The sequence below is a fragment of the Arthrobacter sp. StoSoilB22 genome, assembly GCF_019977315.1.
Classification (GTDB): Bacteria; Actinomycetota; Actinomycetes; order Actinomycetales; family Micrococcaceae; genus Arthrobacter.
Genome location: NZ_AP024652.1, coordinates 3,280,529 through 3,295,754, shown reverse-complemented (window position 1 = coordinate 3,295,754; position 15,226 = coordinate 3,280,529). Strand labels below are relative to the sequence as shown.

The 15,226-nt window shown below is 63.2% G+C and carries 12 protein-coding genes; 4 read left to right on the top strand and 8 right to left on the bottom strand.

The genetic code is table 11. The features are described 5' to 3' along the window. Window positions 1–35 precede the first annotated feature (35 nt). The 3 genes from LDN70_RS15360 (at window position 36) to LDN70_RS15350 (ending at window position 3,284) form a co-directional block, all read left to right on the top strand. Window positions 36–1,199 carry a cystathionine gamma-synthase gene (locus LDN70_RS15360; RefSeq protein ID WP_223940680.1) on the top strand — a complete coding sequence of 388 codons (1,164 nt, stop codon included), beginning with the start codon at window positions 36–38 and terminating at the stop codon, window positions 1,197–1,199. A 130-nt stretch (window positions 1,200–1,329) separates the two neighbouring features. Next, window positions 1,330–1,881: a winged helix-turn-helix transcriptional regulator gene (locus LDN70_RS15355; protein WP_166839843.1), complete on the top strand. Its 552-nt coding sequence runs from the start codon at window positions 1,330–1,332 to the stop codon at window positions 1,879–1,881. Continuing rightward, window positions 1,878–3,284 carry an MFS transporter gene (locus LDN70_RS15350; RefSeq protein ID WP_223940679.1) on the top strand — a complete coding sequence of 469 codons (1,407 nt, stop codon included), beginning with the start codon at window positions 1,878–1,880 and terminating at the stop codon, window positions 3,282–3,284. Before LDN70_RS15355 ends, LDN70_RS15350 begins: the two co-directional genes overlap by 4 nt. Window positions 3,285–3,442: 158 nt before the next feature. Here LDN70_RS15350 and LDN70_RS15345 read toward each other — a convergent pair whose 3' ends face one another. The 4 genes from LDN70_RS15345 to LDN70_RS15330 are packed head-to-tail and all read right to left on the bottom strand — an operon-like array spanning window position 3,443 to window position 9,724. Beyond that, the gene (locus LDN70_RS15345) at window positions 3,443–6,529 is read right to left on the bottom strand and encodes a glycoside hydrolase family 2 TIM barrel-domain containing protein (protein WP_223940678.1); all 3,087 of its coding nucleotides are present in this window, start codon (window positions 6,527–6,529) and stop codon (window positions 3,443–3,445) included. Beyond that, window positions 6,529–7,443, bottom strand: a complete 915-nt coding sequence (locus LDN70_RS15340) for a carbohydrate ABC transporter permease (protein ID WP_142938300.1) — start codon at window positions 7,441–7,443, stop codon at window positions 6,529–6,531. Before LDN70_RS15340 ends, LDN70_RS15345 begins: the two co-directional genes overlap by 1 nt. Beyond that, a complete protein-coding gene (locus tag LDN70_RS15335; protein ID WP_223940677.1) occupies window positions 7,440–8,393 on the bottom strand; it encodes a carbohydrate ABC transporter permease in 954 nt (317 codons plus the stop codon). The genes LDN70_RS15340 and LDN70_RS15335 overlap by 4 nt, the downstream gene beginning before the upstream one ends. After that, window positions 8,390–9,724 (bottom strand): ABC transporter substrate-binding protein, encoded by a 1,335-nt coding sequence (locus tag LDN70_RS15330; RefSeq protein WP_223940676.1) that lies wholly within the window; start codon window positions 9,722–9,724, stop codon window positions 8,390–8,392. The genes LDN70_RS15335 and LDN70_RS15330 overlap by 4 nt, the downstream gene beginning before the upstream one ends. Window positions 9,725–9,873: 149 nt before the next feature. On the opposite strand from LDN70_RS15330, the gene LDN70_RS15325 reads away from it, so the two are divergent. Then, complete coding sequence (locus LDN70_RS15325) at window positions 9,874–10,479, top strand: TetR/AcrR family transcriptional regulator (protein ID WP_223940675.1); 606 nt, start codon at window positions 9,874–9,876, stop codon at window positions 10,477–10,479. An 8-nt stretch (window positions 10,480–10,487) separates the two neighbouring features. Here LDN70_RS15325 and LDN70_RS15320 read toward each other — a convergent pair whose 3' ends face one another. The 4 genes from LDN70_RS15320 to LDN70_RS15305 all read right to left on the bottom strand — a co-directional run bounded on the left by LDN70_RS15320 (window position 10,488) and on the right by LDN70_RS15305 (window position 15,226). After that, complete coding sequence (locus LDN70_RS15320) at window positions 10,488–11,663, bottom strand: acyl-CoA dehydrogenase family protein (protein WP_223940674.1); 1,176 nt, start codon at window positions 11,661–11,663, stop codon at window positions 10,488–10,490. Between the two features lie 133 nt (window positions 11,664–11,796). Then, entirely contained in the window at window positions 11,797–13,323 is a 1,527-nt protein-coding gene (locus LDN70_RS15315; protein ID WP_223940673.1) for an APC family permease, read from the bottom strand. Next, window positions 13,320–14,525, bottom strand: a complete 1,206-nt coding sequence (locus LDN70_RS15310) for a glutathionylspermidine synthase family protein (RefSeq protein WP_166839854.1) — start codon at window positions 14,523–14,525, stop codon at window positions 13,320–13,322. The genes LDN70_RS15315 and LDN70_RS15310 overlap by 4 nt, the downstream gene beginning before the upstream one ends. 2 nt (window positions 14,526–14,527) lie before the next feature. Next, window positions 14,528–15,226 carry a Tat pathway signal protein gene (locus tag LDN70_RS15305; protein ID WP_142938307.1) on the bottom strand — a complete coding sequence of 233 codons (699 nt, stop codon included), beginning with the start codon at window positions 15,224–15,226 and terminating at the stop codon, window positions 14,528–14,530.

Below are 15,226 nucleotides of genomic sequence, written 5' to 3'. Positions count from 1 at the left end.
CACTGCAATCCCTGAACGAAACTAGAGGAGCTTCAATGTCTGCCATCAACAACGCCGGGTTCAACACGCGCGCCGTCCACGCTGGACAGGCTTTCGAACCGGTGACCGGCGCTGTTGTGCCGCCACTGCACTTCAGCACCACGTACGCCCAGGACGGGATCGGCAACCTCCGTTCAGGATACGAATACGGCCGTGGAGGCAACCCCACCCGCGACGCCCTCCAAGAGCAACTCGCCGCCCTTGAAGGTGGCACGGCTGCGTTTTCCTTCGGCTCGGGTCTGGCAGCTGAGGATTCACTGATCCGGGCGCTTGCCCGGCCGGGGGACCACATTGTGCTGGGCAATGACGCCTACGGTGGCACCTATCGCCTGATCAACCGCGTGCTGGGGGACTGGGGCATCGGCAACACCCCGGTGGACATGTCCGATCTCGATGCCGTTGCTGCTGCTGTTGCTGCCAACAAGACGCGCCTGGTGTGGGTGGAGACGCCGTCCAACCCGATGATGAAAATCACGGACATCGAGGCGCTCGCCGCAGTAGCGCACGACGCCGGTGCCCTCCTTGTGGTGGATAACACCTTCGCGTCGCCCTACTTGCAGACCCCGCTCGCCCTGGGGGCCGATGTTGTGGTGCACTCCACCACCAAGTACATCGGGGGCCACTCCGACGTTGTTGGCGGCGCCGTTGTGGTCAAGGACGCGGATCTTGCCGAGAAGATCGGGTTCGTTCAGTTTGCGGTGGGTGCGGTGTCCGGCCCGATGGATGCCTTCCTGACTACCCGCGGTTTGAAAACGCTGGGTGTTCGCATGGACCGTCACAGTGAGAATGGCCAGGCTGTGGCCGAATGGTTGCTGCAGCGTCCCGAGGTTGAAGCCGTCCTTTACCCGGGCCTCCCGGATCACCCAGGTCATGAGCTCGCTGCCAAGCAGATGAAGAAGTTCGGCGGCATGGTGTCCGTACAGTTCAAGGGCGGCGAAGCGGCAGCCCGTACGGTCGCCGAATCCACCTCAGTGTTCACTCTGGCAGAGTCCCTGGGCGGCATCGAGTCCCTCATGAACTACCCCTCGGAGATGACCCACGCTTCGGTGAAGGGGACCGAGTTGGCTGTTCCGGTCAACCTTCTGCGCCTTTCCTGCGGCATCGAGGAAGCGGAGGACCTGATCGCAGACCTGGAACAGGCCTTCGCCAAAATCAGATAGTCCTTCGCTGCCCGTCCTTCGAATCCGGCTCTTGTTCGCACTCTCACCGGGGAAGTGAGGAACAAGAGCCGGATCTTTTCGCCTGCGCAACACCTAGCTTTCTTTAGCGAAGTCAGCTAATTTTGTGCGCATGCCTCTTCGTTCTGACTGGTCTGCGCGCACGTGCAGCCTTGCCCGTGGGTTGGATGTCCTCGGCGACCCCTGGGGGAGCCTGGTCCTCCGCGAGATCTTCTTCGGCAACGGCCGCTTCGATGCGATCAAGCAACGCCTCGAAGTAGCCGACAACGTCCTCAGTAAACGCCTGGGATGGCTTCTGGACGCTGGGCTGCTCGCCCAACGCCCCTATCAGGACGGCGCCCGCACACGGCAGGAATACGTCCTCACCCCCAAGGGAGAGGACACGCTTCCCGTGCTCAACGCCATCATCATCTGGGCTGAGAAACACCTGGACGCTCCCAACGAGGTGTCCCACATGAAGGTCATCCACACTGACTGCGGTCAAGCCACCATGTCCGCCGATACCTGCACCAGCTGTGGCGCCCGGCTGACCGCAGCCAACACCAGCTGGCACAGCTTCAAACGCAGTGACCATCCACTTCCGCTCGCCGTCGCACCCCTTGAAACCCGAAACACAGCTGAAACGCGAACTGCCGCTTCCCTTGGTACGGAGATCCCCGCATGACCGCTCCCGACGTCACAGGGACCCCGCCCGAAGAAACACGGACCCCCACGGGAAAGGCGGGCAGGCGCCGACGCCTCCACCCCGCCTGGATCGTTGCAGCGGTTGCCTTCCTGGCGCTGGTTGGAGCCGCCGGATTCCGTGCGGCGCCCGGCGTCCTCATGGTCCCGCTGCAGGAGGAATTCGGCTGGTCCACCACGGTCCTGTCCCTGGCCGTAAGCATCAACCTGGTCCTGTTCGGCTTGACGGCTCCGTTCGCCGCGGCCCTGATGGAGCGCTTCGGTATCCGGAAGGTCACCTCGCTGGCTCTCTGCCTCATCGGGCTCGGCTCCGCCCTGACGGTCTTCGTCAACCAGTCCTGGCAGATCCTGCTCACGTGGGGCCTGCTGATCGGACTGGGCACCGGTTCCATGGCCCTTGTCTTCGCCGCCACCATCGCCAACACCTGGTTCGCCAAAAGCCGTGGCCTGGTGATCGGAATCCTGACGGCCGGTAGTGCAGCCGGCCAGTTGGTATTCCTGCCCTTTATCGCGGCCCTTGCCCAAAACCCTGGCTGGCGCGGTGCATCCTTGCTCATCGCGGCAGGTGCGCTCGCAGTAGTCCCGCTGGTGCTGCGCTGGCTGCGGAACTCACCTGCCGACGTCGGGGTGTTGCCGTACGGTTCGGCTGAAGCTGCCGCCGAGAAACCTGAGGCTACAGCCGCCGACGCCGGAACAACCGCTGCGACGTTTGGCAAGCCCGCCGCTGTGGTTGCTGTGCCGGGGGCAGGGGATTCTCCCAACGCCGCGATTCGTGCACTGCAGGTCCTCAAACGCGCGAGTAAGGTCCGGACGTTTTGGGCATTGGCAGCGGGATTCGCGATCTGTGGGGCTACCACCAATGGACTGATCGGCACGCACTTCATTCCGTCCGCACACGATCACGGCATGCCTGAAACCACAGCGGCGGGTTTGCTGGCCGTCGTCGGGATCTTCGACATCGTGGGGACCATCGCGTCCGGATGGTTGACGGACCGCTTCAACCCCAAAGTGCTGCTGGCTGTGTATTACCAGTTCCGGGGGATCGGTCTGCTGGTGTTGCCGCTGCTTCTGGGCTCGTCGGTTGAGCCGAGCATGATTATCTTCGTGGTGGTCTACGGGCTCGATTGGGTAGCCACCGTGCCTCCCACCGCCGCTATTTGCCGCTCGGTTTTCGGTGCCGACGGGTCTGTGGTGTTCGGCTGGGTGTTCGCAGCCCACCAGCTCGGGGCTGCCGTTGCGGCACTCCTGGCCGGGTTCATCCGCGATGCCACCGGGCACTACAACTACGCCTGGCTGGGCGCAGCCGCCATGTGCACGGTGGCCGCTGTCATTAGTGCCACCATCCGCAAGGATGCAGCTAAGAAGGAGCCCGTGGCGGTCGCCTGACACCCCTGCCCTTTCGTTGCGGGGCCCGCTCTGCGTGGTATTCCCGCGTCGAATCGCGCAAAACGGGCCCCGCAACGCACGGGGGTGGTGTTGCTGGGCCCGCTCTGCGCGCTATTCGTGCCCGGAAGCATGCAGAGCGGGCCCCACCACGGGGGGATCTAGCCCGCTTCGATGATCCGGAACGTCAGCGTCCGTGCTTCCGGACGCAGCGCGTGGTCCGGCCAGACGTCCGGACCGCACGCCCTGGACCCGAGCCCGTGCTGGGCGGCATCGAGGTACAAGTAGCTGCCCTTGCTTGCCGGCAACTCGTGCGGGTGGGCTGCGGCGGAAATCTCCTGCGCCGTGTGCCGTGAGAGTGTGAAACCGGGCATGCGCCCACGGGAATCAGGGATAGCGCTGAACCCCAGCCAGGGTTCTCCGGAGTTCTGCAGGTCCAGCGTGCGAACCGCACTCCGGTGTCCCGTTTCCTGCGGTTTGGCGTATTTCACCGAAAGCTCGTCGATGCCTGCCGAGTAGCGGCCCACAAGCGTTGCATGCATGCTGTCCGGGTATGACTCACGGGGGCCGGCGCCGAACCACGACGCACCATCCACTGATCCGGGCAGGTCAAAGCGGACCCCCACCCTCGGCCAGATGATGTCCCACCCCGAGCTGGGAACAATGTCCAGTCGGAGCCACAGCTCGCCGTCGGACAGCTGCCAGTTCTCCTCCACAGAGACCCAATGTGCGGCATCGGCTGCAGCGTAGCGGGTACGGACGGAGACGCCCGATCCGGTGGCCGAGACCTTCTCCACCCTGGCCGTCAACCGTTCAAGACCGGCGGCACGCCAGATGCTCTCGGATGACGGGGCCGGAACGCCGTCGCCGTTGTTCAACCACGGATCGGCGAGGTCGTAGCTGCCCCGGCCGGCGCCGGCGTCGTTATCGGTGGGAGCCCGCCACAATTCCAGGCGCGGCCCGGCCACCGGCAGTCCGGCCAGCGAGACCAGCCGGCCGTTTTCAAAGACCCCGGGCCCCAGCGCAACCGTACCCGCCACTCCGTGGACGGCACGGTTGGACGAAGACTGAGGGCGCGGGATGCTCAGACGCGGCGCAGCGTCTGAGAGTTGGAGCTGCGCAGCGGAGATCACGTGCCCGGCCTCGGCCCACGCTGTGTCCTTGCGAAGGACCGACTCCACAGTCAGCCAGCACTCTCCCGAGTCCATGGATGCGAACTCCGGCAACTCAATCAGCGCCGAATTCCCCGCGGGGAGGGGGACACCTGCCGAGGTGACGACGTCGAGCTCACCGGACGCGGTCACCTCGCCGTCCACTTCGGTGCGCCAGCGCAGGACGACGTCGGACGCATCAGCCGTGTGCCGCAGGTTGGCGACGGAAACGAAGCGACGCGTGCCGCCGTCGTGCGTTTCCGTGCTGAAACCCAGGCGCAGGGGCGCGACGATCTGTTTGTACTCAAAGAGACCGGGGCTGGGCGTGGAGTCGGAGAGGACCATGCCGTCCATCACAAAGTTGCCGTCGTGGACCACCTCGCCGAAGTCCCCGCCGTAGGCAAAGAACTCGGTGCCGTTGGCGTCCGTGGTGCGGATACCGTGGTCCCGCCATTCCCAGACAAAGCCGCCATGCAGCCGCGGGTAGCGGTCCACCAGGTCCTCGTACTGGTCGATTGCGCCGGGTCCGTTGCCCATGGCATGGACGTATTCGCAGAGAATGAACGGTTTGGTGCGCTGGCGTGCGGACTCCGCCGCGGAACATCCCAGGAGCAGCGAGCCGGAATCGTCCCGGCCGATCGCTTCGGTTTCCGGCACGGAGGAGTACATCCGGGAATAGACGTCGGTATAAGCGCCGGTGTAGTCGCCTTCGTAGTGGACGGGGCGGCCAGTGTCCCGGGCATGCGTCCATGCGGACATCGCGGCCAGGTTGGAGCCGCTGCCCGACTCGTTGCCCAGGGACCACATGACGATCGAGGGGTGGTTCTTGTCCCGCTCCACGGTCCGTTCCATGCGGTCCAGGTACGCTTCACGCCACGCGGGATCATCGCTGGGGTTACCCACCCAGCCGTGCCGTTCAAAGCCGTGGGTTTCAAGATCGCATTCGAGGATCACCCAGAAGCCCATCTCGTCCGCGATGTCCAACAGGCGGGGATGCGGCGGGTAGTGGCTGGTGCGGATGGCGTTGACGTTGAACTTCTTCATCAAGGCAAGGTCCTGGCGGGCAAAGTCCTCGTCAAACACGCGGCCGCGGTCAGGGTGGGTCTCATGCCTGTTGACGCCATGGAACACCACGCGCTTGCCGTTCACCAGGAACCGGTCGCCCTTGATCTCCACGGTCCGGAATCCCAGGCGCAGCGAAATGGTTTCCCCATCGCTGGACACGGTGGCGTTGTAGAGGCGCGGAACCTCTGCGGACCAGGGCTCGACGGCGGCAATTGCCACCGGGGTGACGTCGGCAGGGGAGTTCCAGACGACGTCGACGTCCAGCTCGGGTACGGACAGCCGCACCGGGTAGGCGGCGTTGTCAGCCGTGATTTCGGGGTCGATGACGCCCGCGTTGTTGGCATAAGACGTGCGCAGCCAGACGTCGTCGATGCCCTTCGCAGGGCGGGCCTGGAGGGTGACATCGCGGAAGATGCCCGGCATCCACCACTGGTCCTGGTCCTCCACGTAGCTGGACGCAGACCATTGATGGACCCGCACAGCAAGGACGTTCTGTCCGGGGCGTGCTGCCTCGGTGACGTCGAATTCCTGGGCGAGCCGGCTGCCGGTACCCACCCCGATCTCGCTGCCATTGAGCCACACCTTGTAACGGGATTCGACGCCGTCGAACCTCAGAACAAGGCGTTCGGTGTCCTTCCAGTCGGCGGGCAGTTCGAAGCTTCGGCGGTAATCCCCGGTGGGGTTCTCATCCGGGACATGGGGTGCATCGGTAGGGAAAGGAAACTGGACGTTGGTGTAGATGGGCCGTCCATGACGGCCATCGCCTTCCAGGACCCAGTGCGCGGGAACCGGGATCTGGTCCCAGGTGGAGTCATCCAGGGCTTCCTCGGCGACGCCTTCAGTGGGTTCGCCGGCGGGGAGGACACCTCGGCCGCCCGGGGTTCCGGGAGCCCCCGGGAGAAGCCGGAAACGCCACGTCCCGTTCAGGGAGATGGTGGGTGCGTCGGTGTGCAGCCAGGAACGGGCAGGGAGTCTCTTGCCGGATCCCGGACCGGTGTCAGTGATGTAGCTGGCGTCCAATGACGTGGTCATTACTTAACGGCTCCTTCTGTCAGTCCGCCGCGCCAGAAGCGCTGCAGGACAACCATGGCGATGCTGAGAGGAATGATGGAAAGCAGCACCCCGCCCGTGGTCAGTTCATAGAATTCGGGCAAACGGTCAACCTGGCTCAACCAGTTGTTCAGGCCCAGCGTGATGGGGTAAAGCTCGGAATCGGACAGCATGACCAAAGGCAGGAAGTAGTTGTTCCAGATGCCCACCAGTTGGAACAGGAACACGGTGACCAAGGCCGGCGTCAGTACCTTGAGCCCAATGGTGTGGAAGATGCGGAGCTCGCCCGCGCCGTCGATCCGTGCGGCCTCAATCAGCGAGGTATCCACTGTGGCTTGGGCGTAGATCCGGCAGAGGAACAGGCCGAATGGTGAAACCAGGGAGGGCAGCAGGACGCTCCAGTACGTGTTGGCCAGGCCCATCTGGCTGAACAGCAGGAAGAGCGGCAGGGCAGTGGCAGTACCCGGAACCAGGACGCCGCCAAGGATGGTGCCGAACACCAGGTTGCGTCCCTTGAACTGGTACTTGGCCAAGGCATAGCCGCCTGCTGCGGCAAAGTATGTGGCCAGGAGCGCGCCGACACCTGCGTAGATGGCCGAGTTCAGGAACCAGCGGCCAAAAATGCCGTTGTCGTAGCTGACCACACGGCCGATGTTTTCCCACAGAGAGAAAGTGGGCGCGAACCAGAAGCCATTGGTGGAGAAGAGGTCTTCCGTGGATTTCGTGGAGGCCACGAACACCCAATACACGGGAATCAGGAAGTACAAGGCCACCACCACCAAAAGTGCGGTGACAATGATGGTGGATGACCGCCGTCGTCCGGCCGAACGGTCCGGACCGGCCGATGTCTTGCTGCGGATGGCGGGAGTGGCGGGCTTCGTTGCTGTGGAGGTCATGAGGACTTCCTGTTCGTCAGTGCGAGGAAAGCGAAGGAAAGGGCGAATGCGGCCACGGCGATGATGACCGACTGGGCTGCAGCGACGTTGTAGTCGTTGTAGGCGAACGCGGTGGTGTACGCGCTGAGATTGGGCGTGTATTGGCTGTCGATGGCCGGAGCAACGGTCTTGAGGACCTGCGCTTCAGCGAACAGTTGCAGCGTTCCGATGATGGAAAACACCGTGGTGAGCATCAGTGCGGGGCGGATCAAGGGGAGTTGGATGCTCCGGGCAACACGCCACGTGGAAGCGCCGTCCACCTTGGCTGCCTCATAGAGTTCCACCGGGATGGCCTTGAGCTGCGCCACGATGATCAGCATGTTGTAGCCCGTGTAGCTCCACGTGACGATGTTGGCAATGGACCACAGGACGCTGTTGGCGCCCAGGAAATCGGGAGTCAAGCCAACGATCTTGGCTGCGTCAAACAGCGGGCTGAGCCCGGGCACGTACAGGAAGGACCAGAGGATGGTGGCGATGACGCCCGGTACACCGTAGGGGAGGAAGTAGGCGGCACGGAAGAAGCCAGGCCACTTTGCCGATGCTGACTCGAGCATGAGAGCCAACGCCGTGCACAGGACGATCATCACGGGAACCTGGACGATACCAAAGAGCAGCATTCGGCCAATGGACGCCACAAAGCTGCCGTCGGCCAGAGCCTGGGCGTAATTGCTGAAGCCGGCGAACTCACTGGTCACGCCGGCTTCACCGAAGAGCCCGCTGCGGGTCACCTTGGTAAAGCTGGACATGATGGCCACAACAATGGGCAGCAGGAAGGTGAGGACAAAGAGCCCCAGGAACGGAGCCAGCAGAAGCCAAGGGGCGCGTGCAGCAGCGCCGGCCCGCTTGCCCGGACGGTTTGGTGCCGTGGCGGCGGGGCGCTGCACTGTAGATGCGGTGCGGGTGGTGGTCATGCCGTTTCCTTCCGAATGCTGAGGCCCTTGTTCTTGAAAACGGTGATGATCTGCTGCTCGGAAGCTGCGATTGAATCGACCAATGAGGTACCGAAAGCCTTTTTGCGGAAGCCGTCGCTGAGGATGTTGAACGACTGCTGGGTCACCGGCCACCAGGACCAGTCCGGGTTCTGCTGTTGGGCGGCGGGAACAAAGACTTCCTCGTTATAGCGTTGGCCACCGAAGAACGCCGAGGGCTGCTGCCGATCCGTGCCAATAAAGTCGGGGTTGGGTGACCAGCCGATGCCGCTGTGCTTGATCTCGGCGTCGATTCCCTCTTTGGACGTGGTCAGCCACACCGCAAACTCGAGTGCTTCCTTGGGGTGTTTGCTGTTGGCCAACACCGCCGCCGTAGAGCCACCCAGGTAGCTGGAGCCAAAGCCGGTGTCGCCCCACGTGGGCATCGGCGCGACGCGCCACTTACCTTCGGAGCCACTGACGCCCTGCACCAAAGCATCGCCCCAGCTGCCGGTGACGGTGGAGGCAATGCCACCCTTGCCGGCGGCCGCAAACCAACCCGGGGAGAAGGCGCCGTACGCGGTGGTGACGAGGTCGTCGTCGATCGCTTTGTCGAAGAAACGCGCGGTGTTGAGCGTGGCGTCGTCGGTCATGTTGATGACCCAGCCATCCTCTTCCGGTCGCAGCCACTGGGCGCCGGCCTGCCCCGCGAAGGACGCGAAGGGAGAGGCATCGCTGATGGGGAAGCAGTCCAAGTAACTGTCCACGGAGCGAAGTTCGGCGGCTAAGGCAGCCCACTCGTCCCAGGTCTTCGGGGCGCTGCCCCCCACCTTGTCCAGGATGGCGGGCTGGTAGAACATGCCCATGGGGCCGGCGTCCTGGGGGATGCCGTAAACGCCCCCGGTGTAGCTGACTTGCTTCCACAGGGTGGGGTCGTACAAGTGTTCGTGTTCCTTGGCGCCGTAGCGGTTCAGGTCAACCAGTCCGTTCACCAGCATGAACTCCGGGATGGACCGTAGTTCCACCTGAGCCAGGTCAGGTCCGCCGCCAGCGGCCAGGGCTGAGTACAGCTTCTGGTACCCGCCTGCGTTGCCGCCCGGGATCCACACCACATCCACTTGGATGTTGGGATTGGACGCATTCCAGACATCAGCGACGTTTTGGAAGTCTTTAAGCCAAGCCCAGTAGGTCAGCCGCACGGGCTCCCCGGCGGCGGGGATGGTTGGTGCGGCGTTGACGGACTGCGTTCCTGGAGTAGCGCACCCGCTCAGCAAGCCCATGGCTGCTGTTCCCAGGCCTGCGCCCAGGAGTTGTCTTCGCGTGAATCGGGTCACGAGCCTTCACCTCTTCGTGTCAGGTTGACGATGACGCGGCTGGGGATTTCTTCAGTCCGCCGCGGCAAGTGTGACTACGGTAACAGAAAATTCGAGTAGTTACTCGAATTTCATTTTTGAGTCGAAACACACATGTACACTGGCTAGCCATGACCACAAAGGACGTGGGCCGAGCAGCGCGGCGGGGCCCCTACGCAAAATCCGAAGAACGGCGCCGGACCATTCTTGATGCCGCCCATGAGGTGTTCGCTGCCCACGGCTACCGGGGTGGGTCACTGCAGGACGTTGCCGACCGGGTGGGGCTGAGCCAAACCAGCCTGCTGCACTATTTCCCGTCCAAGCGTGATCTCCTGATGGCAGTCCTGGAGCGACGCGACGAAATCACCGGCGATGCCTTCCCTGATGACATGGAAGAGGGCCTGGTCGATTCAGTACTCCGGACGGCGCTGTTCAACGAGAACATTCCGGGCCTGGTTGAGCTGTACACCATTCTGTGCGCGGAGTCCGTTACCGATTCGCATCCAGGGCGCGTCTACTTCACCGAGCGCTTCGATCGGCTGAGGAAAAGCTATGCACGGCGCTTCGCCGAGCTGGCTGCAGAAGGCAGGCTGAGGGCCGGCGTCGATCCTGATGAAGCTGCAATGTCCTTGGTTGCACTGTGGGACGGGCTCCAAACACAGTGGCTGCTGGCCCCCGACGACGTAGACGTGGTCAAGGGGCTCCGCGGCTACTTCAATCTGCTGGTCCTCCCTTAGTTGGGGGGCTAGCCGCGGAAAGCTCCGATGCCCGTGATGTGCTGACCCAGGATCAGGGTGTGGACCTCATCAGTTCCCTCATAGGTCCGCACCGACTCCAGGTTGTTGGCGTGCCGCAGCGGTGAGTAGTCCAAGGTGACGCCGTTGCCGCCCAGGATCGTCCGAGCTTCCCGGGCGATCTTGATGGCCTCGCGGACGTTATTCAGCTTGCCCAAGGAAATCTGCTGGGGCTGAAGATGGCCGGTGTCCTTCAAACGGCCCAAGTGAAGGGCCAGCATGGTGCCCTTCTGGATTTCCACCAGCATGTTCACGAGTTTCTCCTGCGTCAGCTGGTAGCCCGCCAGCGGCCGACCAAACTGGAGGCGATTGCCGGCATAATCCAACGCAGCTTCGTAGCAGTCCCGGGCCGCTCCCATGGCACCCCATGCGATCCCGTATCGCGCCTCATTCAGGCATGAAAATGGTCCCCGAAGTCCCGAGGCACCCGGGAGGATGGCCTCAGGACCCAGCCTCACGCCGTCGAACTTTACATCGCACTGAATGGAAGCGCGCATGGAGAGCTTCGGCTCAATCGGCGTAGCGCTCATACCGGAGGTCCCGGCGGGAACCAGGAACCCTCGGATGCCGTCTTCAGTGTTCGCCCATACCACCAAGACGTCTGCAATGGTCGCGAGGCCGATCCAGCGTTTGGCACCATCCAGGACCCAACCGTCGGCTGTTTGGCGGGCAAAAGTGGTCATGGATGACGGATCAGACCCCGCCGTCGGCTCGGTCAGCGCGAAACAGCCGAGCAGCTCCCCGGCGGCCATTCGAGGAAGCCATTGCTCTTTCTGTTCCTCCGAGCCCCACTTATGGATGGCCGTCATGGCAAGGGAGCCCTGGACCGAGACGAACGTGCGAATCCCCGAATCGCCGGCCTCAAGTTCCATCGCGGCGAGGCCATATTCGACGGCGGTCCGGCCGGGGCAGCCGTAACCGTCCAGGTGCATTCCCAGAACACCGAGCTCACCCAGCTCCGTTGCGATCCCGCGGGGGAAATGAGCGTCCTCGTACCAGCGTGCGATGTTGGGGCGGATCCGCTGTGCGGTGAAGTCGCGGACCCGCTCGCGGAGGGCCAGCTCGTCTGCCGTCAGCAGGGAATCGAGGGCAAGGACGTCGGAGGTGTTCGTCGTTGAATCGCTCATTCCAGCATCTTAAGCGGCCAACGCTGCGTTCCTCCCCGGTTAGTTCCCCGGTTCACCGAAAGAAGGGCCGGAAACGCCCGTGTCGCAGGGTGTTTCCGGCCCTTTCGGGAGACTAACTGGGGAGGAACGCAGCCTACTCGCCGCGGACCACACCCACCTCGGCGCGCTCACCGGTGAAGTAACCCCGGGTGGAGGGTGCGAAGCGGCAGACGACCGCCAACACAACGCCCAGGGCCAACAACAGTACGCCGCTGACGAACGCCCCGCCAATGCCGAAGATCTGTGTGTCCCCATAAGCCGGATCCCACATCTGGACTGCGGAGATGAAGAAAGCCGCAGCAAGAGATAGTGCACCAAGGAACGGCAGGATGCCGCGGAACCACAGGTTCCTGGCCGAATCCCGGAGCGTGGAGCGGAAGAACCATACACAGGAGAAACCAGTCAGCGAATAATAAAACGCAATGAACAAACTGATAGCACTGATGGAGTCCGAGAGCAGGTTTTCACTCAGGAAGCTCATGGCAACGTAGTACACCACAGCCACCGCACCCATCACCTGAGTGGAGAAGCCCGGAGTCATGAAGCGCTCGTGGACCTTGCCGAACCGGGGAGGAAGCGCGCCGTGGACACCCATGGACAGGGTTCCGCGGGCGGTGGGCAGGATGGTGGTCTGCGTGGAGGACAGGACTGAGGCAAGCACAGCCACAATGATCAGCCAGCCCCAAGGACCCAGCACAACGTCTTTCATGGCCAGGAAGACGTCGTCCTGGTTTGCCTCGTTGCCCAGTCCGATGCCGTCGGTACCGATCGTGGCGTACATCATCACCAGGAGGGCCACGGAAACGTAAATCGCCAGAAGGACTGTGGCGGAGAGAACGGCGCCACGGCCGGGGGTCTTGGCAGGGTTTTCCGTCTCCTCATTCAGCGCCAGGCACGTGTCCCAGCCCCAATAAATGAACAAAGCCAGCAGGACACCATGAACCACGGCGCCGGGATCTGCAAAGGCGCCGGCAGGATTGAACCACTCAAAGTCGAAGGCCTGCCCTTCAGGCGCACCGCCTGCGATCCGGAAAACAATGGCCACCGCAAAGATGCCCAGCGAAATGTACTGAATGTAGGTCAGGGTGCGCTGGACATGCTCGCCCAAACGGATGCCGCGGTGGTTCACGTACGTCATGAACACAATGAACAGCACACCGGTGGCAGTGACCAGCCAGGTGTTATCGGCCAGTGAACCGTCGCCGATCAGCAGCCACACGTACTTGCCCGCGATTTGCGCCAGGTTGGCCAGCACCACCACACCTGCCAGGGCCACGCCCCAGCCGCCCAGCCAGCCAGCCCACGGACCGAAGGCTTTGCGGGCCCAGAAGAACGTAGTACCGCAATCCGGCATGGCGCTGTTGAGCTCACGGAAAGCGTAGGCAATGAACAGCACGGGGATGAAGCCGAGGATCAGGATCAGGGGAGTGTAGTTGCCGTTGACTGCAACGATGAGTCCCAGCGTTGCCGCAAGCGAGTAGACGGGCGCGGTGGAGGCGAGGCCCAGCATGACGGAGTCGCCCAGGTCCAGGATCCCGGCGTGGAGGCCTTTGGAAGGTACGACGGCGGTGCGGTCGCCGCCCGCTGAGCCGCCACCCGGCGTCGAGGTTTCTGTGCTCATAGTGCAGCTCCGTAGGCAGTAGCAGGGGGCGCGATGGGCGCCGGGGCGTCAATGGTATTGGGGACAAAGCGGCAGAAATAGTCCGTGATGGGTCCGTCTGATTCGCGGATTCCGCAGCCCACGGATTCGCCATCCACTACCCACAGGCCCAGGACAGGATGGTTGCCGTCGAAGTCGGGAAGGGAGTGGTACTGCTGGAAACACCAGCCTTCGCGACCATAACCCCCTGGCTGTTGGATTTCGATGCCGGGGGCGTGAATGCGAATGTTGTCGCCCTCGCGTCCATGCAGCGGCTTGGCCACCCATTCCTTGAGAGGACCGGGATCGCCGAGGTAGGCAGGCAGCAGGTTCTCATGATTGGGGTAGAGGTGCCACAGCGCAGCCAGCAGGGCTTTGTTGGACAACAGCATCTTCCACGCCGGCTCAACCCAGCGTGGGTTGTGGGCGCGCTGAAGGAGGCGGTGTCCGAAGGGTTCCTTCATCATCAGTTCCCACGGGTACAGCTTGAACATGGTGCTGATCATGAAGTTGTCCAGGTCCACGAACCGGTTCAGGTTGGGGTCCCAGCCAATATCGGACATATTGATCCCGATGGTGGTCCAACCGCCCTGGCTTGCAACATCCCGCATGTACGCCGCCGTCATCCAGTCCTCGCCGGATTCCTCCGCCTCGGAGTGGGCAACATGCAAGGTGCTCATGCCGGTGCGGAACTGCAGCTTCTTCCACTGACGGATCAGGGCCTCATGGATTCCGTTCCACTGGTCCTTCTCCGGGAAGACGTCCTGCAGCCAGAACCACTGAGCCACGGAAGCCTCGATCAGCCCGGTAGGGGTATCGGCGTTGTACTCCAGCATCTTGGCCGGACCACCCTTGCCGTCATAGATGAAGTCGAAGCGACCGTAAATATCCATGTCGCCGGCCTGCAGCGACTCCCCGGCCAATTCCAGAGCCTGCCGCCCGATGCCGATATCGCCCATGGCCCCGGTGGCGAGGTACTTCGCCGCCTCCAAGCACATGATGTGCATGTCCTCGGCGGTTTTCTCGAGGGTTTCCACCTCGTCTTCGGTGAATTCGTAATAGGCCGATTCGTTCCAGTACTCGATGTTCCGGCCATCGGGCATGGTGGTAGTGGAAAATACCAGGCCCTGTTCTTCGATCTTCTGCTTCCAGTCCGGCCTGGGCTCGGAGGGGAGTCGACGCACGCCTAGCCCCCCGAGCTTCCGCCGCTTTTGGAGCTGCTGCCAAAGCCGCCGCGGCTGACCGTGCCGCCCTTGGTGCTGTACCCCTTGGAAGCCTTGGCGTCCGTGGGCACATTCTTGGTGTAGCTCGGGTAGGAGCTGCGGTTTTGGCCCACGGCAGGCACGCTGGCCCCGCGGGAATAGAAGTACCAGGCGTATACCCCTGAACTGCGGCCCGCCGAACTGCTGTTGTCGCACTGGTTGTCATCAACGCGCTCGCCGGTTTCCTCATTGAAACAGACCTGTGCGTAGTCAGCTTCCTCCTTGTTGCTGGCCACAATCGCAGTGATGGTTCCGGCCAGGAGGGCAGTCACACCCAGACCCACCACCAGGGTGCGGCGATGCGAGCGCTTCTTCTTCTTGGCCGCCTCGGCCTCACCGCGCTCGCGTTCTTTAGCGAAGGGGTCAACCACGGGGAGGGGTTGGCCGGGCTTGGGTGCTCCAGCCCCAGGCTGGGGTGCCCCGGCGGGCTTTTTCCTGCGCTTGCCGGTGCTGCCCTGCGCCGGTTCTTTCTCGACGGGCGTGAACAGCTCAGGGTGGAGCTCGGGCTTGGGTACCTGCCACGGAGGAGGCTTGGGCGGATTGTTGCCCGCCGCAAAGTCGCCGTTGTTGTCCCTGCTGCCGCCGTTGTTGCCGGCTGCGTCAGGGCTGTCATTCGGGCCCAT

Excerpts from the sequence above, each read along its gene's own strand:
- LDN70_RS15360 (WP_223940680.1), top strand. The coding sequence starts at position 36 with ATGTCTGCCATCAACAACGCCGGGTTCAACACGCGCGCCGTCCACGCT.
- LDN70_RS15355 (WP_166839843.1), top strand. The coding sequence starts at position 1,330 with ATGCCTCTTCGTTCTGACTGGTCTGCGCGCACGTGCAGCCTTGCCCGT.
- LDN70_RS15350 (WP_223940679.1), top strand. The coding sequence starts at position 1,878 with ATGACCGCTCCCGACGTCACAGGGACCCCGCCCGAAGAAACACGGACC.
- LDN70_RS15345 (WP_223940678.1), bottom strand. The coding sequence starts at position 6,529 with ATGACCACGTCATTGGACGCCAGCTACATCACTGACACCGGTCCGGGA.
- LDN70_RS15340 (WP_142938300.1), bottom strand. The coding sequence starts at position 7,443 with ATGACCTCCACAGCAACGAAGCCCGCCACTCCCGCCATCCGCAGCAAG.
- LDN70_RS15335 (WP_223940677.1), bottom strand. The coding sequence starts at position 8,393 with ATGACCACCACCCGCACCGCATCTACAGTGCAGCGCCCCGCCGCCACG.
- LDN70_RS15325 (WP_223940675.1), top strand. The coding sequence starts at position 9,874 with ATGACCACAAAGGACGTGGGCCGAGCAGCGCGGCGGGGCCCCTACGCA.
- LDN70_RS15320 (WP_223940674.1), bottom strand. The coding sequence starts at position 11,663 with ATGAGCGATTCAACGACGAACACCTCCGACGTCCTTGCCCTCGATTCC.
- LDN70_RS15315 (WP_223940673.1), bottom strand. The coding sequence starts at position 13,323 with ATGAGCACAGAAACCTCGACGCCGGGTGGCGGCTCAGCGGGCGGCGAC.
- LDN70_RS15305 (WP_142938307.1), bottom strand. The coding sequence starts at position 15,226 with ATGGGCCCGAATGACAGCCCTGACGCAGCCGGCAACAACGGCGGCAGC.